This is a genomic window from Achromobacter aegrifaciens (assembly GCF_902859965.1).
Classification (GTDB): Bacteria; Pseudomonadota; Gammaproteobacteria; order Burkholderiales; family Burkholderiaceae_B; genus Achromobacter; species Achromobacter aegrifaciens.
The window spans coordinates 1,044,473-1,062,888 of record NZ_CADIKO010000002.1; the positions used below are offsets into that span (position 1 = coordinate 1,044,473).

Annotated in this window: 21 protein-coding genes; 14 read left to right on the plus strand and 7 right to left on the minus strand. The window is 66.3% G+C overall.

The window, feature by feature from the left end; translation table 11 throughout:
* Window positions 1–86: 86 nt before the first annotated feature.
* The gene (locus HV793_RS16040; RefSeq protein ID WP_119449415.1) at window positions 87–977 is read left to right on the plus strand and encodes a motility protein A; all 891 of its coding nucleotides are present in this window, start codon (window positions 87–89) and stop codon (window positions 975–977) included.
* Window positions 974–1,939, plus strand: a complete 966-nt coding sequence (locus tag HV793_RS16045) for an OmpA/MotB family protein (protein WP_175162890.1) — start codon at window positions 974–976, stop codon at window positions 1,937–1,939. The genes HV793_RS16040 and HV793_RS16045 overlap by 4 nt, the downstream gene beginning before the upstream one ends.
* Before the next feature lie 48 nt (window positions 1,940–1,987).
* Here the strand turns inward: HV793_RS16045 and HV793_RS16050 are convergent, their stop codons facing one another.
* Window positions 1,988–2,440, minus strand: coding sequence for an Lrp/AsnC family transcriptional regulator (locus HV793_RS16050; protein WP_175213508.1), 453 nt, complete (start codon window positions 2,438–2,440; stop codon window positions 1,988–1,990).
* Between the two features lie 100 nt (window positions 2,441–2,540).
* On the opposite strand from HV793_RS16050, the gene HV793_RS16055 reads away from it, so the two are divergent.
* Window positions 2,541–3,173 (plus strand): LysE family translocator, encoded by a 633-nt coding sequence (locus tag HV793_RS16055; protein ID WP_082401164.1) that lies wholly within the window; start codon window positions 2,541–2,543, stop codon window positions 3,171–3,173.
* 17 nt (window positions 3,174–3,190) lie between these two features.
* On the opposite strand, the gene HV793_RS16060 is transcribed toward HV793_RS16055, so the two are convergent.
* Entirely contained in the window at window positions 3,191–4,927 is a 1,737-nt protein-coding gene (locus HV793_RS16060) for a SulP family inorganic anion transporter (RefSeq protein ID WP_175213509.1), read from the minus strand.
* A gap of 300 nt (window positions 4,928–5,227) precedes the next feature.
* On the opposite strand from HV793_RS16060, the gene HV793_RS16065 reads away from it, so the two are divergent.
* From HV793_RS16065 to HV793_RS16105, 9 genes are all read left to right on the plus strand, one after another.
* Entirely contained in the window at window positions 5,228–6,190 is a 963-nt protein-coding gene (locus tag HV793_RS16065) for an MORN repeat-containing protein (protein ID WP_175213510.1), read from the plus strand.
* Window positions 6,191–6,420: 230 nt separating this feature from the next.
* Window positions 6,421–7,167, plus strand: a complete 747-nt coding sequence (locus HV793_RS16070) for a hypothetical protein (protein ID WP_175213511.1) — start codon at window positions 6,421–6,423, stop codon at window positions 7,165–7,167.
* 135 nt (window positions 7,168–7,302) lie between these two features.
* Window positions 7,303–7,656 carry a YciI family protein gene (locus tag HV793_RS16075; RefSeq protein WP_119449411.1) on the plus strand — a complete coding sequence of 118 codons (354 nt, stop codon included), beginning with the start codon at window positions 7,303–7,305 and terminating at the stop codon, window positions 7,654–7,656.
* Window positions 7,657–8,075: 419 nt separating this feature from the next.
* A complete protein-coding gene (locus tag HV793_RS16080; protein ID WP_054456440.1) occupies window positions 8,076–8,486 on the plus strand; it encodes a YciI family protein in 411 nt (136 codons plus the stop codon).
* The gene (locus tag HV793_RS16085) at window positions 8,476–8,613 is read left to right on the plus strand and encodes an SRPBCC family protein (protein WP_175213180.1); all 138 of its coding nucleotides are present in this window, start codon (window positions 8,476–8,478) and stop codon (window positions 8,611–8,613) included. The genes HV793_RS16080 and HV793_RS16085 overlap by 11 nt, the downstream gene beginning before the upstream one ends.
* An 18-nt stretch (window positions 8,614–8,631) precedes the next feature.
* A complete protein-coding gene (locus tag HV793_RS16090) occupies window positions 8,632–9,039 on the plus strand; it encodes a VOC family protein (RefSeq protein ID WP_125471701.1) in 408 nt (135 codons plus the stop codon).
* The gene (locus tag HV793_RS16095) at window positions 9,036–10,313 is read left to right on the plus strand and encodes an RNA polymerase sigma factor (RefSeq protein WP_175213512.1); all 1,278 of its coding nucleotides are present in this window, start codon (window positions 9,036–9,038) and stop codon (window positions 10,311–10,313) included. Before HV793_RS16090 ends, HV793_RS16095 begins: the two co-directional genes overlap by 4 nt.
* Before the next feature lie 97 nt (window positions 10,314–10,410).
* Entirely contained in the window at window positions 10,411–11,235 is an 825-nt protein-coding gene (locus tag HV793_RS16100; RefSeq protein ID WP_175181486.1) for an AraC family transcriptional regulator, read from the plus strand.
* Window positions 11,236–11,317: 82 nt separating this feature from the next.
* Entirely contained in the window at window positions 11,318–12,277 is a 960-nt protein-coding gene (locus HV793_RS16105) for a DMT family transporter (RefSeq protein ID WP_175213513.1), read from the plus strand.
* Between the two features lie 11 nt (window positions 12,278–12,288).
* Here the strand turns inward: HV793_RS16105 and HV793_RS16110 are convergent, their stop codons facing one another.
* Together HV793_RS16110 and HV793_RS16115 are read right to left on the minus strand one after the other, a co-directional pair.
* A complete protein-coding gene (locus HV793_RS16110) occupies window positions 12,289–12,963 on the minus strand; it encodes an HAD family hydrolase (protein WP_175213514.1) in 675 nt (224 codons plus the stop codon).
* Between the two features lie 70 nt (window positions 12,964–13,033).
* Window positions 13,034–14,212: an MFS transporter gene (locus HV793_RS16115; RefSeq protein WP_175213515.1), complete on the minus strand. Its 1,179-nt coding sequence runs from the start codon at window positions 14,210–14,212 to the stop codon at window positions 13,034–13,036.
* A gap of 107 nt (window positions 14,213–14,319) precedes the next feature.
* Here HV793_RS16115 and HV793_RS16120 point away from each other — a divergent pair, with 107 nt between their 5' ends.
* Window positions 14,320–15,258 (plus strand): LysR family transcriptional regulator, encoded by a 939-nt coding sequence (locus HV793_RS16120; RefSeq protein ID WP_175213516.1) that lies wholly within the window; start codon window positions 14,320–14,322, stop codon window positions 15,256–15,258.
* On the opposite strand, the gene HV793_RS16125 is transcribed toward HV793_RS16120, so the two are convergent.
* Window positions 15,225–16,016 (minus strand): DUF169 domain-containing protein, encoded by a 792-nt coding sequence (locus HV793_RS16125; RefSeq protein WP_054456433.1) that lies wholly within the window; start codon window positions 16,014–16,016, stop codon window positions 15,225–15,227. The genes HV793_RS16120 and HV793_RS16125 overlap by 34 nt on opposite strands.
* A 175-nt stretch (window positions 16,017–16,191) precedes the next feature.
* Here HV793_RS16125 and HV793_RS16130 point away from each other — a divergent pair, with 175 nt between their 5' ends.
* Window positions 16,192–16,941 (plus strand): SDR family oxidoreductase, encoded by a 750-nt coding sequence (locus HV793_RS16130; protein WP_054456432.1) that lies wholly within the window; start codon window positions 16,192–16,194, stop codon window positions 16,939–16,941.
* 47 nt (window positions 16,942–16,988) lie between these two features.
* Here HV793_RS16130 and HV793_RS16135 read toward each other — a convergent pair whose 3' ends face one another.
* Both HV793_RS16135 and HV793_RS16140 read right to left on the minus strand, forming a co-directional pair.
* The gene (locus HV793_RS16135) at window positions 16,989–17,768 is read right to left on the minus strand and encodes a HEAT repeat domain-containing protein (RefSeq protein WP_175213517.1); all 780 of its coding nucleotides are present in this window, start codon (window positions 17,766–17,768) and stop codon (window positions 16,989–16,991) included.
* The gene (locus HV793_RS16140; RefSeq protein ID WP_225588743.1) at window positions 17,765–18,295 is read right to left on the minus strand and encodes a MarR family winged helix-turn-helix transcriptional regulator; all 531 of its coding nucleotides are present in this window, start codon (window positions 18,293–18,295) and stop codon (window positions 17,765–17,767) included. Before HV793_RS16140 ends, HV793_RS16135 begins: the two co-directional genes overlap by 4 nt.
* Between the last annotated feature and the right edge of the window lie 121 nt (window positions 18,296–18,416).

The window sequence follows — 18,416 nt, forward strand, 5'->3', positions numbered from 1 at the left end:
CGATTGACTCAGACCTGCCCTGGCTAGAATTCCCCGAAATCCGGCATTCCGCGTACGGGGATGCCTATGTTTATCGGGCAAGATCCATGAATCCGTCTACCGTCATCGGCGCCGCCGTCGGCCTGCTTACCCTGGTTATCGTTGTGGCCCTGGCCGCCACCGACCCCGGCATGTACATCAACCTGCCGGGGCTGGCCATCGTGCTGGGCGGCACCGCGGCCGCCGTGTTCATCGCCTACCCGCTGTCGGAAGTGCTGCGCGTCTTCAAGCTGGTGCGCACCGTCTTTCGCAACGACCAGCACGACCAGCAGCGGGACATCGAGGAACTGGTGTCCATGGCCCAGCTGTGGATGAACACCGACGTCCGCAAGGTCGAGCAGGAACTCAAGAAGGTCAGCAACCCCTTCCTGCGCACCGGCGTGCAGTTGATCATCGACAACACGCCCGAAGACCAGATCATCGAATTGCTGCAATGGCGCGTGGCGCGCCTGCGCGCGCGTGAACAGGCCGAGGCCCAGATGTTCCGCGTCATGGCCACCTTTGCCCCGGCCTTCGGCATGCTGGGCACGCTGGTGGGCCTGATCAACCTGATGTCGGTACTGGGCGACGGCAGCATGCAGATGATCGGCCAGCAGCTGGCCATTGGCCTGATGACCACCTTCTACGGCATCCTGCTGGCCAATCTGGTCTGCAAGCCCATCGCGCTCAAGCTGGAACGCCGTACCGCAAGGCGCGTCGAATCCATGAACATGGTGCTGCAGGGCATCGCCATGATGTGCGAGAAGCGCGGCCCCGCGGTGGTGCGCGAAACGCTGAATTCCTTCGTCATGCACGTTGAAGACGAAATCTACGACGGCGGCGCGGACGCCAAGCCCCAGGCCGCGCAAGCCAAGGCGGAAGGTCAGATCAAACCCGCGGCCAAACCTGGCGCGGCCCAGCCCGTCTCCATCGCCCGTCCTGCCGCCGCGCGCCAATGAGCCTGATTTCTCCCACCCTGGCGCAGCGGATCGAGCAGGCCCGCCAGGCCCAGCTACGCGCCGAGAAAGCGGCGGCCAATAGCGGCTGGCGTCCCAGCAAGGGCGACCGCAAGGACCGCTATGCCCGCTGGCACGTCGAGGAAACCGTCGAACAGGACTCCGAGAACTGGCTGCTCAGCTACCTGGACCTGATCACCCTGCTGCTGGCCATGCTGGTCGTGCTGCTGGCGCTCACGCGGCTGCACGGCGGCGCCTTCGGCCAATCGGAACAACCCGTGGAGCTGGTCGGCACACTGGCCGCCAGCGGCCTGCCCGACTACGACGGCGAATACTCCGAATTCGACGCGGTCCAGATTCCGGCAAGCTGGGCGCAGGCCGAAGCCCCGGCCGTTGCCGTGGCCGCAGCCACGGCCCAGCCTGCCCAGGAAGGCGAGGTCGTCGCCGACGCCGCCCCGCCGCTGCGCGCGCCCTCCAAGGAATCGCTGGGCCTGGCCGACCTGGGCAAATCGGTGGACGTGATCATCAACGAGCAGTCGGTGAGCTTTCGCATCAGCAATGAACTGCTGTTCCCGTCCGGCCAGGCCACCCTCAGCCCCACCGGCCTGGACGTGATCAAGCGCCTGGCCGCCATCCTCAACAAGAACGAATACCAGGTCTCGGTCGAGGGCCACAGCGACCCCGTGCCCATCCAGACCCGGCAATTCGCGTCCAACTGGGAACTGTCCAGCAGCCGCGCCACCAGCGTGCTGCGCGAGCTGGTCCGCGACGGCGTATCGGCCCAGCGCCTGCGCGCTGTCGGCTACGCCGAGACCCGCCCCATCGAGTCCAATGACACCCCGGCAGGCCGCGCGGCCAACCGGCGCGTGGAACTGATCATGGACATCGCGCCCTCGCAGAAGACGGCGCAGGGCGCGACGCCTGGGGCCGCCGCGGCCGCCCCCGCCCCCGCCGCGAAATCCTGATCCGGGCCCAGGTCGCGCGCAGCCGCGCGGCCTGGCTCTCCGCCCGCCTCAGAGCGGCACAGGCCGGTTCCTCAGCACGTTCTTCATCACTAGCGTCGACCGCAAACGCAGCACGCTCGGCAGCGCCGACAGCACGCGGTCATAGAGCGCCTGGAACGCGGGCAGGTCCTGGGTGACGACGTGCAGCATGTAGTCCGGGTCGCCGAACAGCCGCTGCGCCTGCACCACCTCGGGAATATCGGCCAGGGCTGCCTCGAACGCCGACACCCGGTCGCTGCTGCCTTCGCGCATGGTAACGAAGACGATGGCCGAAAAATTCAACCCGACCGCGGCCAGATTGATGTTTGCGCCGTAGCCGCTGATGACGCCCGCCTCTTCCAGCGCCCGCAGCCGCCGGTGGCACGGAGACAGGCTCAGGCCAACCCGTTCCGCCAGGTCCGTGATGGAAATGCGGCCGTCTTCCTGTAGCTGCGCAAGAATTTTTCTATCCATGTCATCCATGGGGAAGATTCTACCCACAACTATGTATTTTCAGATAGATAGCAGGAGCACTTCCCCTTGCTTCGCCGATAACATTCCCCGCCTGAGATTCATTTGGGGTATGCAGTTGGAAACCGGCAATCTGGTGGCGTTTTGGCTTGTTTCGCTTTCTTTGGTTGTCGTCCCGGGCGCGGATTGGGCGTATGCCATATCCGCCGGCTTACGGGACAAGGCCGTCCTTCCCGCCGTCGCGGGCATGTTGACCGGCTATCTGATGATCACCATGGTGGTCGCGGCGGGCATAGGGGCGCTGGTTGCGAGCGAACCCGCCATCCTCACCGTGCTGACGCTGGTCGGCGCGGCGTATCTGCTCTGGCTGGGGGCCAACGTGCTGGCGCATCCGTCGGAGCCCATAGCGGGTGACGCGCGGGCCGCGGGGCATTGGCTGGGCTGGGCCGCAAGAGGTTTCGCCGTCAGCGGCGTGAACCCCAAGGCCATCCTGCTGTTCCTGGCCTTGCTGCCGCAATTCACCAGCCGCGACGGCGCCTGGCCGATTTCCACGCAGATCACGGCGTTGGGGATCCTGCAGATCCTCAATTGCGCCGTCATCTACACCCTGGTGGGCCTGGGGTCGAAGGCGGTGCTGCAATCGCGCCCGGTGGCCGCGCGCAGGGTCAGCCAGTTCTCGGGCCTGGCCATGATCGTCATTGCGCTGATCCTGTTCGGCGAACAGGTCGCCGTGTTGATGGCCTGACCCAGGCGAGGCGGGCCTCAATCTCCAGGATGCCCGCCGCCCCCGCTCTCCAGGTAACTGTCCACCGCGCTGCCCACCGTGGGATGGAAGCGGTCGTCGCCAAAAACCTCGGTCAGTTCGAAGCGCTTGAGCTTGTCGCGCACGGGGTCCTTCATTTCCGCGAAATGCAGCGCCGCGCCTTGCTGGGCCAGGCTGCGGCTGAGTTCGCGCAACATGTCCGCCGACGTGACGTCCACACTGGTGACCGGCTCGGCAGCCACCACCACCCGGCGCACCGGCGTGGGCGAGGCCTCCACGGCTTCCATCAGGCGTTGCTGGAAGAGTTCGGCATTGGCGAAGAACAGCGGCGCGTCCCAGCGGAACAGCACCAGGCCGTCGATCAGTGCAGCATTCGGATAGCGTTTCAGGTCGTGGTAGCCGCGCAGGTTGGGCACGCGGCCCAGCACGGCGAAGTGCGGACGCCAGCCGTCCCACAGGAATTCGATCACGGCGATCAGCACGGCCAGGCAGATGCCGGGAATGGCGCCGAACACGGCCACGCCGGCAAAGCACGCCATCGACAGCCAGAACTCCCATTGCTGGATACGGTAGATGCGGCGCAGGTCCTTGAATTCAAAGAGGCCGATGGCCGCCGCGATCACCACCGCGGCCAGCGCGCTGTTCGGCAGATAGCGCAGCAGGTTGGGCGCTGCGACCAGCAGCCCCGCGACGGCAAGCGCGCCCACCACGCCCGTGAGCTGCGTGCGCGAACCCGCCGCCTCGGCCACCGGCGTGCGCGAAGCGCTGCTGCTGATCGGAAAGCCCTGGAAGAAGCCGGCCGCCAGGTTGGCCACGCCCAGGCCCACCATTTCCTGGTTCGGATCGACCCGCGTGTTGGTACGCGCGGCATAGGTGCGCGACAGCACGCTGGTGTCGGCGAAGGCGATCAGCGCCACCGCGCAGCCGCCCAGCGCGATCTTGACCAGGTCCGCGTTGCTGAGCCAGGGCAAGACGAACTTGGGCAGCCCCTGCGGGATTTCGCCCAGCACTTTCACGCCCTGCGAGTCCAGGTGGAACAGGCTGACGGCCAGCGTCGCCAGGATCACCGCGATCAGGATGCCCGGCACGCGCTCGTAGCGTTTGAGCAGCAGGATCACCGCCAAAGTCGCCGCCCCTACCCCGAAGCTGTACCAGTTGGTCTGCCCCTGGTAAACGGCCTGGCCCAGCTGCACCAGTTCGCGCAGCGGGCCGGCGTCTTCGATGGAGATGGCAAACAGCTTGGGCAACTGGCTGACCAGCACCGTCAGCGCAATGCCGTTCATGTAGCCATAGCGGATCGGCTTGGACAGCAGTTCGGTGATGAAACCCAGCCGCAGCAATCCCATCACGATGCAGAACAGCCCGGCGACCAGCGCCATCAGGCTGGCCGCGGCCACCGCGCGCATCGGATCGCCTTCGGAAACGCTGAGCACCACCGCCAGGATGGGCGCTGCCAAAGCGGAGTCCGGTCCCAGCACCAGGATCCGGCTGGGGCCGAACAGCGCATAGGCCAATAGTGGAATGATGGTGGCATAAAGGCCATAAACGCCCGGGACGCCGGACGCTTCGGCATAGGCAATGCCGACCGGCACCAGCATGGTCGTCAGCACCAGGCCGGCGGCCACGTCCTTGGGCAGCCAGGCGGCCCGATACGACCTGAGCATCGCCAATCCGGGCAGCCAGCGCAGCCAGCTGCGGGCGTGGGCGTTGCCAGCCCCCTGCGTGTCGAAAGCCATAAGACCTCTTTCAAGAGAATCGTGCCGGATATCGTGCCAGACAGCAGAGCAAATTGCGCCGGTCTCGAGCAAAAGATGCTGGACGGCCAAAGGAAGACGCTAACGACCATGCTGGCGAAAAACTGCATACCCAATTCTAAGTATGACCGGCCTCTCCGCGCGTCCTAAGCTATGCCCACATTTCAACCCATTTCGCACGAACCACTTGCGCACTGCGACGAAGTACGGAAACGAGTGGGCGACTTAGGGAAAAAATCCCATTTTGCCGCAAACAGTCGTGCACACATTCGGAGAAAATTCATGGGAAACCGCCGTGTTCTTCTTCTATGCCTAATGCTCGCGCCGGCGGCCAACGTGGTGTCGCAGCCGATAGGCCCAATTCAGTCTCGTCAGGGTTGCATCGTCGATCTGGACATGCGTGGAGCGGCGCCTGCATATGTGGATTGGACTGGCGCTTGCCAAGCTGGCAAGGCGACAGGCTCGGGCGTCCTGACTCTGCAGTACGCTGAAAGTCGGAGTACGTATGAAGGGACAATGAGCAATGGAAAACGAGACGGAAACGGCCGCTATGCTTACCTCGACGGCCGCGTATACGAAGGAGGATTCCGCAACGACAGCCCAAGCGGAACAGGCGAAATAATTTATCCGAATGGAAATCGACTGCAGGGTCAGTTTGATAACGGGGTTATGCGCAGCGGCGCGTTGTATGGCCCGTCGGGGGACAAGATCAAGAACCTGGCTGCCGGGGCGAATCCGCGCGACATCTATTTGTTGGCCGCAGCGCCTCACACAAGTACTCCTGCAACTCGATACGAGCGAGTGGCACAGGCTACCTCCGCGAGCGGACGTTGTCGCAGCAACATGCAATACCTCGCGGGCAGGATACCGGTGACCGGTAACGCCCAGGTGGATAGTATCCGGTCACAGGTACTGGCGACAGATGTTATGGAGGTGATGCGGTCGGCTTCAACTCAAGGGTATTCGCCCAACGCTGCCGTCCAAGCAACACTGGATCAGGCAAGAGAGTTTGACCGAACGACAGCCGAAGCACTATCTGCCGCGGCTGCAACAGATGCGTTCGGTACAACTGACGACCAATTTCTGGACAAGTTGAAATCCGGAAAAATTTCCATAAAACAATGTGACGGCATTCGCAACAATTCCCTTTGTGCGGCCGCAATTACCAAGATCGGCGCAATTGTGAACCGCGCAGTCGCAGCGGAAATGCAATGCCATATACGCGCCAACACATGGCCCCGCTGATACGCGCGGCAATCCAATGCGGCAGGTCGCGATTCAAAGCGCGGACGATACCATTCGTGCGTTACGGATGTTTATTGATACCGCTTTTCTGCACGCTAGCTGCCGCCCAAGGACAGCCATCTCAGCCTTTACCGCAGATGCCAACCCCACCGACCATTACAGCTTGCAGAAAGTTTTCGCATGATGTTTTCGTGCAGTTGAGTGGCATATACAGACAGCAAAGTCAGTGTATGAGCCAAACTCGGGCGAATATCGGAGCGGGGCTGGAATGCAACGCGTTGACAGGGATTGTCCGGCGCACGGTAACTGCCTGGCCTCAATGTTTCGAATCCTCGGCAGAGGATCATTGCGAACTTCTTCGCTTGCGGTCCTTGGCTCAGGTTTGTATCCAGCAGGCTCAAACGTCCGCGGGAAAATCCCGACAGGCAGCGCAGACAGTAGCCAAGCTTGCCGAAGCCGAGCAACAAGGCCGATCATTGATTTCTGCCTTCCAGAATACCCGTGACGCTTTCAATGATCCTAAGGAGTTCATACAGCAGCAACTACAGGACCATTTGAACTCAGAGATCCTGTCCATCATCCGGCAGCCGTCAGGGGATTTGAATCCCGCCGGGCTTGGACCTCTACAAGAAGTTTATGACTACCTGTTCGACAAAACGCTCGCGAATGACAGCCTGCTTTCTGGCAACCCTGTAATCCATGCGATACAGGGCGAAATCGCTCAGCGAATACGACTCGCTCATGCGGCCAACATCAATCAGTTGAGACACATCGTGGAGTCAATAGAACATATCGATTCGGAACCGGGCCAATCCCGGCCAAATCCTCAACGGGCGCCGTTGATTCGCCCGACTTCGCCTGCGATTCCGGGTGACGCGGATTGTGCGTTGCTGGACAGTGAGGCCCGAATTGATTTCGTGCAGGACCACCCGGACGAGTTCGAAGCTTTGGTAAAACGCTGCGGCGCGCGGCGTTAGAATTGCTTACAGACTCATTTGCTAGCTCCAGCGGGAGCACGAGTCAAAACTCGCACGAACTCTTCCAAGTGGCCGAAATGGGTCGATCAGCGGTAATCTGGCGAACCTTATCGGCAGTCCGAACTGGAAGATCCCATGTCCTATCTGCTTTTCATCGTCGAACCGGTGGGCCAGCGCGCCCAGCGCACGCCCGAAGAGGGCCGCGAAGCCTACGCGCAGATGCTGCGCTATGCGGAAGACCTGAGTTCGCGCGGCCTGTTGGCGCGCGCGGAATCCCTGAAGTCCGAATCGGAAGCCGTGCGCCTGCGGATCCGCGACGGCGAACGTTCCCTGGTGGACGGCCCCTATGCCGAGGCCAAGGAAATGATAGGCGGCTTTTTCCTGCTGAACTGCGATACCCGGGAAGAGGCGCTGGCGCTGGCGGCCGAGTGTCCGGCCGCCCAGTGGGCCACGGTTGAGGTCCGCGAACTGGGCCCCTGCTTCATGTAGGCACGCGGCCCATGCTGGACCTGCGGCTGGCGCGCGCGCCAGCCGCAAGATTCAACAGTTTCCTTTCTTGGCCTGGCCCGGCGGACAGAAACCGCCACGGCCGCCGCCGTCATGAGGATCGACGATGACCGCGCCACTGGGGGTATAGACGGCACAGCCCGTCAGCAAGGAAGCCAGCAAGGCAAGACTGCACAGGATTTTCATATTGGTGTTCAAAGTTGTGGACGCTGCGAGTGTATGGAGGCGCGCTGCAACCAGGGCTGTGCCTTTGTAACGGTGTGCAGGATCACGCCGGTCCGCCCGCTTTCCTGGTAGTTTCCCTAGGTTCATCATTTTTCTGTCGATTCCGCGTCTTGCCGTTCGTCGTGCCAGTACAAGCCCCCCTCGGGCCTTGTAGTCAGAATCGAGGAGTCCCAGGAATGCGATACATGATCATCGTCCGCGCCACGCCGGACAGCGAAGCCGGCGTGATGCCGCAGGAAAGCCTGCTGGCCGCCATGGCGACCTATCACGAGGCGCTGGCCAAGGCCGGCGTGCTGCTGGACGCCAATGGCTTGCACCCCTCTTCCAAGGGCTGGCGGGTGCAGTACGACAAGGACCAGCGCACGGTGGTCGACGGCCCGTTCGCCGAGACCAAGGAGTTGATCGCCGGCTACACCATGATCCAGGTCCGCTCGCGCGAGGAGGCCATGCAATGGGCGCTGCGCTTTCCCCAGCCCTTCCCCGGCCAGTCCTGCGCCGTCGAAGTGCGGCAGGTCTTCGAACTGGACGAATTCGGCCCCAGCGAGGGAGTCGAACGCTATCGGCGGATATCCGGCAATGGCCAATGAGCGGCTGAACCACGCCGCCAAACCGGTGCATCTCTTTTGCAACATGGACAGCATGGTCGGGAAGGATTTCGAAGACGGGCTGGCCAACCTCAAGACCCTGGCGGAAAGGCGCCAGGACACACACTAAAAAGGAAGCGGGAACATCATGCACAACCAGATCTTCGTCAATCTCCCCATCGCTGACATGCAGAAATCGCAGGCTTTCTTCAAGAGCCTGGGCTTCAGCTTCAATCCGCAGTTCACCAACGACCAGGGCGCCTGCATGGTCGTGAGCGACAGCATCTACGTCATGCTGCTGGTGAAGGACTTTTTCCAGACCTTCACCGGCAAGCCGGTAGCCGATGCCACCAAGACCACCGAGGTGCTGATCGCGCTGTCCTGCGACAGCCGCGCCGAAGTGGACGAGCAGGTGAAGCGCGCCCTCGCCGCCGGCGGCACCGCTCCGCGCCAGCCCCAGGACCACGGTTTCATGTACGCGCATGGCTTCGAGGATCTGGACGGCCACGTCTGGGAGCTGGTGTACATGGCCCCCGGCGAAGTGCCCAGCGCATGACGCGGGAGACCGTGCATCGCGCCATCGAGGCGGTCTGGCGGATCGAAGCCGCCAGCGTCATCGCCGGCGTCGCGCGCCTGGTGCGCGACGTCGGACTGGCTGAAGAGCTGGCGCAGGATGCCTTGGTCGCCGCCCTGGAACGCTGGCCCGAAACCGGCGTGCCGGACAACCCGGGAGCGTGGCTGATGACTACCGCCAAGAATCGCGCGCGCGACCGCCTGCGGCTGGACGCGCTGCATACGCGCAAGCATGAGCAGATCGGACACGAGCTGGAAGCCCTGCAGGCCGACGTCGAGCCCGATTTCGTCGACGCGCTGGACGCCGCGCGCCAGGACGACATCGGCGACGACCTGCTGCGGCTGGTGTTCACCGCCTGCCATCCGCTGTTGTCCACCGAGGCGCGCGTGGCGCTCACCCTGCGCCTTTTGGGCGGGCTGACCACCGCCGAGATCGCGCGCGCTTTCCTGGCCTCGGAATCCACCATCGCGCAGCGCATCGTGCGCGCCAAGCGCAGCCTGTCCGCGGCCAACGTGCCGTTTGAAGTCCCCCGGGCCGAGGAGCGCGCGCCGCGCCTGGCGTCGGTACTGGAAGTGATCTACCTGATTTTCAATGAGGGCTATTCCGCGACGTCCGGTGATGACTGGATGCGTCCCGCGCTGTGCGACGAGGCGCTGCGTCTGGGCCGCATCCTGGCCCAGCTGGCGCCGGGCGAAAGCGAGGTCCACGGACTGGCGGCGCTGATGGAATTGCAGGCGTCGCGCCTACATGCCCGCACCGACGCGCAGGGCCGTCCCGTCCTGCTGATGGAGCAGGACCGCAACCGTTGGGACCCCCTGCTGATCCGCCGCGGATTGGCGGCGCTGGCGCTGTCGGACAGTCTGGGAGCCCCGCGCGGCCCTTACGCCTTGCAGGCCGAACTGGCCGCCTGTCACGCCCGGGCGCGCACGCCCGAGGAAACCGATTGGCCGCGCATCGTGGCGCTGTACGACGCGTTGGCCCAGGCCGCGCCCTCGCCAGTCGTGGAGCTGAACCGCGCCGTCGCCGTCGGCATGGCATTCGGCGCCCAGGCCGGGCTGGACCTGGCCGACCATTTGGCACAGGAACCGGCGCTGGCCAACTACCACTGGCTACCCAGCGTGCGCGCGGACCTGCTGGCCAAGCTGGGGCGCAAGTCTGAGGCCCGCGCCGAGTTCGAACGCGCGGCCGGCATGACGCGCAATGCGCGCGAACGCGAACTGCTGCTGGCGCGGGCGCGCGACATGTCCGGTTCCTGAGCGCGCGGCCCAAGGGGCGCTGCGGCGCGTGCCGGCATGCTTAAATCCAATCATGCGCCCCGCCGACCATGCCCTCTCCGACCTTGCCGCGCCCGTCATGCCGGGCGTGCCGCAGGCGTTCGAACATCCCGGCGACCGCGCCGAGTTCCGGCAGGCGGCGCACCTGCCCGGCGTGGAGCTGTACCGCGCGCACATCGTCCGCTACGCCTTCGAGCCACATACCCACGAAGCCTACGGGCTGGGCGCGATCGAGTCCGGCGTCGAGCGCTTCCGCTACCGGGGGGCGGAGCATCTGGCGCCCTCGGGCTCGGTGGTGCTGATGAACCCCGACGAATTACATACCGGCCGCGCCGAAACCGAGGGCGGCTGGCGCTACCGCATGGTCTACCTGGACCCGGACGTGGTGGCCCGCGTCACCGGCGAAAGCGGCTGGTGGTTCGATACGGCGGTCGGCCATGACGCGGCCGGCGCGCAGCGCGTCACCGCGCTGCTGGACACCTTATGGCAGGCGCGCGAACCGCTGGCGTTCGACAGCGCCTTGTACGCGCTGCTGGGCGAGTTTCGCCGCCACGCGCGTGTGCCGCGCACGGCCAGGGACACCGGCGCCCCGCGCTTTGCGCCCGTCATCGATTACCTGCGCGCCAACCTGGCGCGCCGCCTGACGCTGGACGAACTCGCGGCCGTGGCCGGCCTCAGCCCTTTTCATTTCCTGCGCAGCTTCCAGGCGCAATACCACGCCACGCCGCAGCAGATGCTGATGGCGCTGCGGCTGTTCGAAGCCAAGCGCCGGCTGGCCGCGGGCGAATCGCCTGCCCAGGTGGCGCTGGCCTCGGGACTGACCGACCAGGCGCATCTGACCCGCGCCTTCTCGCGCCGCTACGGCGTCACGCCCGCGCGCTACCAAAAGCAAGTCCGCGCCTGAGCCCCGCACCGCAATCTGGTACAAGACGCGCCGCCCGCCCGCTGGCTAGACTGCCGCCATTCGTGACCTGGAGCGACGTCGTATGTGGGCTGGAACCCTTTATGCCCTGGCCGCCGGCCTGATGTGGGGGCTGGTGTTCGTGGGGCCCCTGCTGCTGCCGGAATACCCTGCCGCGCTGCAATCCGTGGCGCGCTACCTGGCGTTCGGCCTGATCGCCCTGCCGCTGGCCTGGCTGGATCGCCGCGGCCTGCGCCAGTTGCAGCGCGCCGACTGGATCGAGGCGCTGAAGCTCGCCGCCATCGGCAACCTGCTCTACTACCTGTGCCTGGCCAGCGCCATCCAGCGCGCGGGCGGGCCGCTGCCCACCATGATTATCGGTACGCTCCCCGTGGTCATCGCCATCAGCGCCAACCTGCGCAACGCTCGGCGCGACGGCCGGCTGCCCTGGAAGCGGCTGGCGCCCGCGCTGGCGCTGATCGCGTTGGGCATCGCCTGCGTCAATCAGGTGGAATTGCAAGCCTTGCGCCAGGATGCCGACGCCGACATGTCGCGCTACGCCATCGGCGCGCTGCTGGCGCTGGGCGCAGTGGCGTGCTGGACCTGGTATCCGCTGCGTAACGCGGACTGGCTCCGCGCCCATCCCGACCGCAGCCCGCGCACCTGGGCCACGGCCCAGGGCGTGGCGACATTGCCGCTGGCGCTGGCGGGCTATCTTGTGCTGTGGGCCGGCATGGCCGCGGCCGGCAGCGACTTTCCCATGCCGGCTGGTCCCAGGCCCGAGGTCTTCCTGGCCTTGATGGCCATCATCGGCCTGTTCGCGTCCTGGCTGGGCACCTTGTGCTGGAACGAAGCCAGCCAGCGCCTGCCCACCGCGCTGGCGGGGCAATTGATCGTGTTCGAAACGCTGGCGGCCCTGGCCTATGCCTACATCCTGCGCGGGCAGATGCCCCAGCCGCTGACGCTGATCGGCATCGCCTGCCTGATGGTGGGCGTGCTGCGCGCGGTGCGGGTCAAGCCGGAGCCCTCGCCTGCCGCGGCATAGGCGCGCGCGTCCTAGTCCAGCAGCAACTCCGGCAAGCGCCGCAAATCGTCGATGACGTCCGATGCGCCCTCGTCCAGCAAGCGCTGGCGCTGGTCCGGCCCGTTATGCGAAGCGCCCACGTAGCCGATGGCGCGCATGCGCGCGGCGCGAGCGGCGCGCACGCCGGGCACGCTGTCTTCCACCACCACGCAATCCAGGATTGCGGCTCGCATCTGCCGGGCGGCAAAGAGAAACACGTCCGGCGCCGGCTTGCCGTGCGCCACCTGCGCGGTGCTGAACACATTGGGCGCGAACTGATCCCACAGGCCAACCAGCTTCAAGGCCGCCTCCAGCTTGGGCGGCGTGCTGCTGGAGGCCACGCAGACCTGCAGGCCGCGCTCGCGCAGCGTGCGAACCGTCTCCAGCGCGCCCGGCAACGCGCGCAACTCCTGGCGGAAGATGGCTTCGAGCCCGTCCGCGTATTCGCGCGCAAATCCTTCGGGCAGGCTGCGGGCGTTTTCCTGTTGCAGGGTCTGCCACATGTCCGCATCGGGGATGCCTGCGAAGCGGCGCGCGGCGTCCTCGGGCGTGATGGCAATGCCATGCGCGGCCAGCGCCCGCGATTGGGCGCGCGCCGCGATGATTTCGCTATCGATCAGGACGCCGTCGCAGTCGAAGATGACCAGGCTGGGGGGAGGCGTGTGCATGGTGGCTCCATTTCAGGACAAGTTCCCATGATATGCCTGGCTCGTGACACCACCGCGCGATCCGCGCCCTCTATAACCCCGGACCTTTGAGGCGCCGCAAGCGCCACGCCAGAAACACCCCGCCCAGCCCGGCGGCCGCGACGATCAGCGATGCCACCGACCAGCCGTAGCGGTCGATCGCGCCGCCCACCGCCACCGGGCCGATCACCTGGCCCAGGCCGCTTCCCTGCATCACCAGCCCCACCGAAGCCGGTGTCAACGCCGGCCGCGGCGCCAGCAGCGGCGCCGTGCCCAGCAGCGTGGCCGGTATCAGTCCGCCCACCGCCGAGAACAGCACACACAGCAGGAAGGTGGGCATGGCCGGCAGCACCGAGCGGAAGATCAACAGCGCCACCGCGCCCATGATCAGGCTGGCGCAGGCGATCAGGGTGGAACGCCGCCAGCCGCGCGCCAGCAACACGCCCGCGCCCAGGTTGCCGACCACGTTGGCGGCGCTGGCGATGGCGCTGTACAGGCCGGCGGTCGCCAGCGGCAGGCCCAGTTGCTCGGTCAGCAGCACGGGCAGGAAGGTGAACAACGCGAAGAACATCAGACTGTAGAGCGTGAACGACAGCGCCAGCAGGCGCGGACCGGGCGCGCCCATGGTATCGACCGTGTCCTGCCGCAAGCCCCGCCACGACAGGCTGGCCCCGCCCGGGTTGGCCGGCGCCAGCGCCGCCACGCATACCATGGCCACCAGCACCGCTGCGCCGGCGCACCACCAATAGGCCTGCCAGCCGCTGAAGGCCTGCGAGGCCAGCATCGCAATCGCCATGCCCGCCGGCATGTAGCAACTCCACAGCGCGAAGGCGTAGTCGCGGGTGGACGCCGACACCATGCGTTGCAGGGCCGCGGGTCCAGCCACGGTAATCATCAGAAAGCCCAGCCCCTCCACCACCCGCGAGACCAGCAGGACGCTGTAGGCGGACGCCATCGCGCCCATCACGGAGCCCACCGCCGTCGCCGCCAGGCCCGCCAGCAGCATGCGCCGCGCGCCATAGCGGTTGATGACGCCGCCCGCGGCAATGCCGCCGACCAGGCCCAGGATCGAAAACACCGCGGCCAGCGCGCCGATGGAGGCCAGATCCAGCCCCATGTCCTTGCGCAGCAAGGGCGCTGCAATGATGACCTTGCCCACTTGCAGCGCCGCAACCACCCCTGCCCCCACGATGGCCAGCACCGCCGACCAGCGCGTTCCTTCCTTGCCCATCCTTGTCTCCCTTGTTTTACGACCCAGCCAGGATGCCAGCGCAAAGCGATCCCGGTAAGTGATAATCTTTTGATGGAATCGATCGATTGGATAGATCAGCCGGCAGAATGATAGACGCCCTGACCCTGGACCAGTTGCGCGTATTCGCCGCCGTGGCCGACGCCGGCAGTTTCCGCGCGGCCGCGCGCCGCCTGTCGCGCGTGCAATCGGCCGTCAGCCACGCCATTGCCAACATGGAAGCGCAGCTGGGCGTGACCCTGTTCGACCGCAGCGGCCACCGGCCCCTGATGACGCCGCAAGGCGCGGCCCTGCTGGCCAACGCCCGCGACATCCTGCTCCGCGTGGACGCCATGCGCGCCCGCGCCCAGGGCCTGGGCGAAGGCGTCGAGCTGGAACTGTCGCTGGCGGTGGACACGCTGTTTCCGATCGCCGACGTAGGCGCCGCCCTGAACGCGCTGCGCGCCGTCTATCCGTCCGTCGCCGTGCGCGTATCCGTGCTGCCCCTGGGCGGCCCGGTGGAAGCCCTGCTGACGCGCAGCCATACGCTGGCCATCGTCGCCGGCGACCATTTCCGCAATCCGCGGATCGTGATGCAGGCGCTGTCGTCCGTGCAGATGGTGGCGGTGGTGGGCGCGGGCCACGCCTTGGCGCAGCGCGTCGCGGCCGACATGCCCTTGGGTCCGGCTGAACTCGCCGACCACGTGCAGATCGTGCAGACGGATCCCTCCACGCTGACCCAGGGCCGGGACTTCGCAGTGCTGTCGCCGCAGACCTGCCGCGTCAGCGGCCAGGACACCAAGCACGCCCTGATCCTGGCGGGCGTGGGCTGGGGCCGGCTGCCCTACTGGCAGGTGGAGCGCGACCTGGCCGAAGGCCGCCTGCTGCGCCTGCCGACCGACAGCCTGGGGCGCGGCAGCCAGGTGGTCAGCGAAACCTATCTGGCGCACCGCATCGACCAGCCGCTGGGACCGGCAGCCCGCGTGCTGGCGGGCGCCTTGCGCGCAGCCGTCCATCAGGGCTTGGACGACGCTGGCGCACGCGCATAGCTCACGCCCATGCCGGCGCGCACGTCGTTCTGGATGCCGTAGGGCGGAATCGGGTAGCGCAGGCCATTGGCCGACAGCGCCTTCATGCCCTCGATTGCGATGGGCAGGTAGCGCGGCGGCAAGGCCATCAGCATTTCCTCGTCGGGCACGCCGCCGTAGCGGCGCTCGGCGTAACAGGGCAAGGACAGGCTGGGCTCGCCGGTGGCGAGCGCGCGGCCCCAGGAGTCGGCACAGGCCGTTTCGCCCACCACGCTCCAGTCAAAGCGCCGGTAGTTCTTCCATTGCAAGCCATTGATGAGGATGATCATCTGGCCCGGCGTGGCGTAGATCAGGCAGACGTCGGGCGGGTCCAGCCGGCCCGAGGCCAGCGGCGACACCACCAGCCCGCGGTACTTGCCCGCCGGCACACAGGACAGCGCCTCCTGGCGCGCCTGGGCATCTTCCTGGGTGGCGTGCCAGACGCCCACGTAATCCTCGCCGCGCTTCCAGGCCTCATCCTGCGGCCCCAGGCCGACCACGGCGCGGCATTGCGCGCCGACCAGGTCGTCGCCCGTGATTCCTACCGTCCAACCGAGCCGGGCGGCCATGCCCACGATCTGGTCGGTGGTGTGCGTGGCCTGCGGACGCCGCAGGCCCTTGACCGCGGCCATGTCGTCTTCGCGCTCGTAGAGCTTCATGCCGATGACCGTGGTCTTCAGGCGCAGCAATTTGTTCAGATCATCGACCAGCGATGCCCAGTTCAGTGTCGTCTCTTCCATGCCCGTCCCTTGGACTGTTTTGTGCGCGGACTTCGCCGCATTGCCGCAGATTGATCGCGGTCAGCAATGACTATAACGAATCGCCCGCCGGGCCCCTGATTGATCTATCGTGGATAGCGGCAAACCCGCCCGCCGCAAACGCGCAGGACACCCCCCGGCTTCCAAGGAGCCCACCATGAACCGTTTCGAACAGAAGACCGTCCTGATCACCGGCGGCACCAGCGGCATCGGCCTGGCCGCCGCCCAGGCTTTCGCCGCCGAGGGCGCCCGCGTCGTCGTCACCGGGCGCGACGCCGCGGTGCTCAAGCAGGTGCGCGCCAGCCTGGGTTCGCATGCGCTGGCGCTGCGCAACGACGCCGGCGCCCCCGGCGCCCCCGCTGCGCTGGCGGCCGAACTGCGCCAGGCCGGCATCCGTCTGGACGCCGTCTTCATCAACGCCGGCGTGGCCCGCTTTGCGCCGCTGGCCGAAGCCACCGAGGCCCTCTGGGACCAGACCTTCTCGACCAACGTCAAAGGCGCCTTTTTCCAGTTGCAGGCGCTGGACCCGCTGCTCAACCCGGGCGCGTCCATCGTGCTAAATGGTTCGATCAACGCCCGCATCGGCATGCCTGCCTCATCGATCTACGCGGCCAGCAAGGCCGCGCTGATTTCGCTGGCCAAGACCTTGTCGGCCGAGCTGCTGCCGCGCGGCATACGCGTCAACGTCATCAGTCCCGGGCCGGTCGCCACGCCGATCTATGACAAGCTGGGCCTGGATGCCGCGGCGCTGGAAAAGACCGCCGCCAGCATCCGCGCCCAGGTGCCGCTGGGGCGTTTCGGCACGCCGCAGGAAATCGCCTCCACGGTGCTGCACCTGGCCTCGCCCGAATCCGCCTTCATCGTGGGCACGGAAATCATCGCGGATGGGGGCATGAGCCAGTTGTAATCGCTGGCCGGCCGGATGGGCGCAAGCGTATCTGCCCAAACCCGCGGCTAGGCGCCGATGGAACGCAGCGCGCGCTGGCAGATGCGTTGCGTCGCCGCGGCCGGCTTGCCCCGCGACCAGCGCGCGCAGACTTCGCGCACCCAGTCCGGCTGGTCCTTGCTGGCGTCGTTCAGCCAGTTCGCCACCGAGTCCTGCACGTAGATGGCCGGATCGGCCCGCAGCGGCTCCAGCAGCGGCAACGCGCGGCCGGGATCAGCCTTCAAGGCCGCAATGTGCGCGCACCATACCCCGCGTGGGCGCAGCGACTCGCTGGCAAAACGACGTACGCGTTCGGACGCGTCCGCGGTCCAGGGCCGCAGCAGTTCCACTGCGGCGTCCAGTTCCGCCGCCAATTGTGGACGCACCGCCAGCCAGGCCCATTCCCGCACGCCGAAATGCCCGTCATCGGCCAGCGGCCGGATCAGCGCCACCCGCTGCTGCAAGCTCAGGTCCGGCATTGCACCGACCATGAAGCAGGCCCAGCCCCGGACGGTATCCGAGCGGTGATCACGCAGTTGCTTGAAGGCGTCCGCGCCCAGGCCGTCCAGCAGAGTCCGCGCCGCCACGGCCATGCGCTTGGAGATGCCTGTCGCAGCCTGCGCGCGCAGAACTGCGATGGCTTCGGCGCCGACCTGGGGCGCGGCTGCCTGCATCAATTCGGCAAAGTCCACGGCCAGGCATTCGGTCAGATTGCGTGCCGGCTCGCCCGCGTTCAGCTGCGCCACGCGTTCCGCGCCGATGTCCTTCACGCCCCTGCCCGTCGGCGCGGCGGCAGCTTTCTTGTTCATTGCGTGCTCTCCTGTCCCGCGGTCCGGCCCGCGTCGGTTCCCTGCCAGATCTTGCCCAGCAGCGTGCGCAGGCGCGCCCGGTCCGCCGGGCCCAAGCCCGCAAACAGGGAATCTATCCAGTCCGTATGCGTCTTGAACAGCTGCGCGGCCTCGGCCCGCCCCTTGGCGCTCAGCTTCACGATGATCTTGCGCCGGTCTTCCTTGCCCGCGCGGCGCGAGACGAAACCATCGCGCTCCAGGCCGTCCAGCAGGCCCGTGACCGTGGCCCGCGTGACGCCCGCGCCATCGGCCAGCTCGTGCGGCGACATGCCGTCGGCCTGCTCATGCAGCAGGAACAGCAGCACGAACTTTCCCTCCGACAACTTGCGCGGCGCCAGCCGGGCAGCGCAATCGCGGTCGATGGCGCTGGCCAGCGACAGCAGCTGAAAGCAAAGGGCTATGCCGTCGGCCGACGGCAGGCCGCGCTTGGCGGCGACATCGAGCAGCGCGCGGTGTTTGGGTTCAAGCATGTGTTGTGGGTCTTGCATGAGTAATCCAGCCCAGTGATTCTCGATGCCGAAATAATAAGGCGCCTAACCATATTTCCGCAAGACGGGCTGGTGGCTATGAACGGCTATCATCCTGGCTACCCAAGCAGCCAGTGAATGA

Bases quoted from the DNA above. Each gene is read 5' to 3' on its own strand.
- HV793_RS16085 (WP_175213180.1), top strand. From the start codon at position 8,476: ATGGCCAATGAGCGGCTGAACCACGCCGCCAAACCGGTGCATCTCTTT.
- HV793_RS16125 (WP_054456433.1), bottom strand. From the start codon at position 16,016: ATGGAAGAGACGACACTGAACTGGGCATCGCTGGTCGATGATCTGAAC.
- HV793_RS16115 (WP_175213515.1), bottom strand. From the start codon at position 14,212: ATGGGCAAGGAAGGAACGCGCTGGTCGGCGGTGCTGGCCATCGTGGGG.
- HV793_RS16135 (WP_175213517.1), bottom strand. From the start codon at position 17,768: ATGAACAAGAAAGCTGCCGCCGCGCCGACGGGCAGGGGCGTGAAGGAC.
- HV793_RS16050 (WP_175213508.1), bottom strand. From the start codon at position 2,440: ATGGATGACATGGATAGAAAAATTCTTGCGCAGCTACAGGAAGACGGC.
- HV793_RS16090 (WP_125471701.1), top strand. From the start codon at position 8,632: ATGCACAACCAGATCTTCGTCAATCTCCCCATCGCTGACATGCAGAAA.
- HV793_RS16055 (WP_082401164.1), top strand. From the start codon at position 2,541: ATGCAGTTGGAAACCGGCAATCTGGTGGCGTTTTGGCTTGTTTCGCTT.
- HV793_RS16070 (WP_175213511.1), top strand. From the start codon at position 6,421: ATGAGCCAAACTCGGGCGAATATCGGAGCGGGGCTGGAATGCAACGCG.
- HV793_RS16140 (WP_225588743.1), bottom strand. From the start codon at position 18,295: ATGCAAGACCCACAACACATGCTTGAACCCAAACACCGCGCGCTGCTC.
- HV793_RS16110 (WP_175213514.1), bottom strand. From the start codon at position 12,963: ATGCACACGCCTCCCCCCAGCCTGGTCATCTTCGACTGCGACGGCGTC.
- HV793_RS16075 (WP_119449411.1), top strand. From the start codon at position 7,303: ATGTCCTATCTGCTTTTCATCGTCGAACCGGTGGGCCAGCGCGCCCAG.
- HV793_RS16120 (WP_175213516.1), top strand. From the start codon at position 14,320: ATGATAGACGCCCTGACCCTGGACCAGTTGCGCGTATTCGCCGCCGTG.
- HV793_RS16100 (WP_175181486.1), top strand. From the start codon at position 10,411: ATGCCGGGCGTGCCGCAGGCGTTCGAACATCCCGGCGACCGCGCCGAG.
- HV793_RS16040 (WP_119449415.1), top strand. From the start codon at position 87: ATGAATCCGTCTACCGTCATCGGCGCCGCCGTCGGCCTGCTTACCCTG.
- HV793_RS16060 (WP_175213509.1), bottom strand. From the start codon at position 4,927: ATGGCTTTCGACACGCAGGGGGCTGGCAACGCCCACGCCCGCAGCTGG.
- HV793_RS16130 (WP_054456432.1), top strand. From the start codon at position 16,192: ATGAACCGTTTCGAACAGAAGACCGTCCTGATCACCGGCGGCACCAGC.
- HV793_RS16095 (WP_175213512.1), top strand. From the start codon at position 9,036: ATGACGCGGGAGACCGTGCATCGCGCCATCGAGGCGGTCTGGCGGATC.
- HV793_RS16065 (WP_175213510.1), top strand. From the start codon at position 5,228: ATGGGAAACCGCCGTGTTCTTCTTCTATGCCTAATGCTCGCGCCGGCG.
- HV793_RS16105 (WP_175213513.1), top strand. From the start codon at position 11,318: ATGTGGGCTGGAACCCTTTATGCCCTGGCCGCCGGCCTGATGTGGGGG.
- HV793_RS16080 (WP_054456440.1), top strand. From the start codon at position 8,076: ATGCGATACATGATCATCGTCCGCGCCACGCCGGACAGCGAAGCCGGC.
- HV793_RS16045 (WP_175162890.1), top strand. From the start codon at position 974: ATGAGCCTGATTTCTCCCACCCTGGCGCAGCGGATCGAGCAGGCCCGC.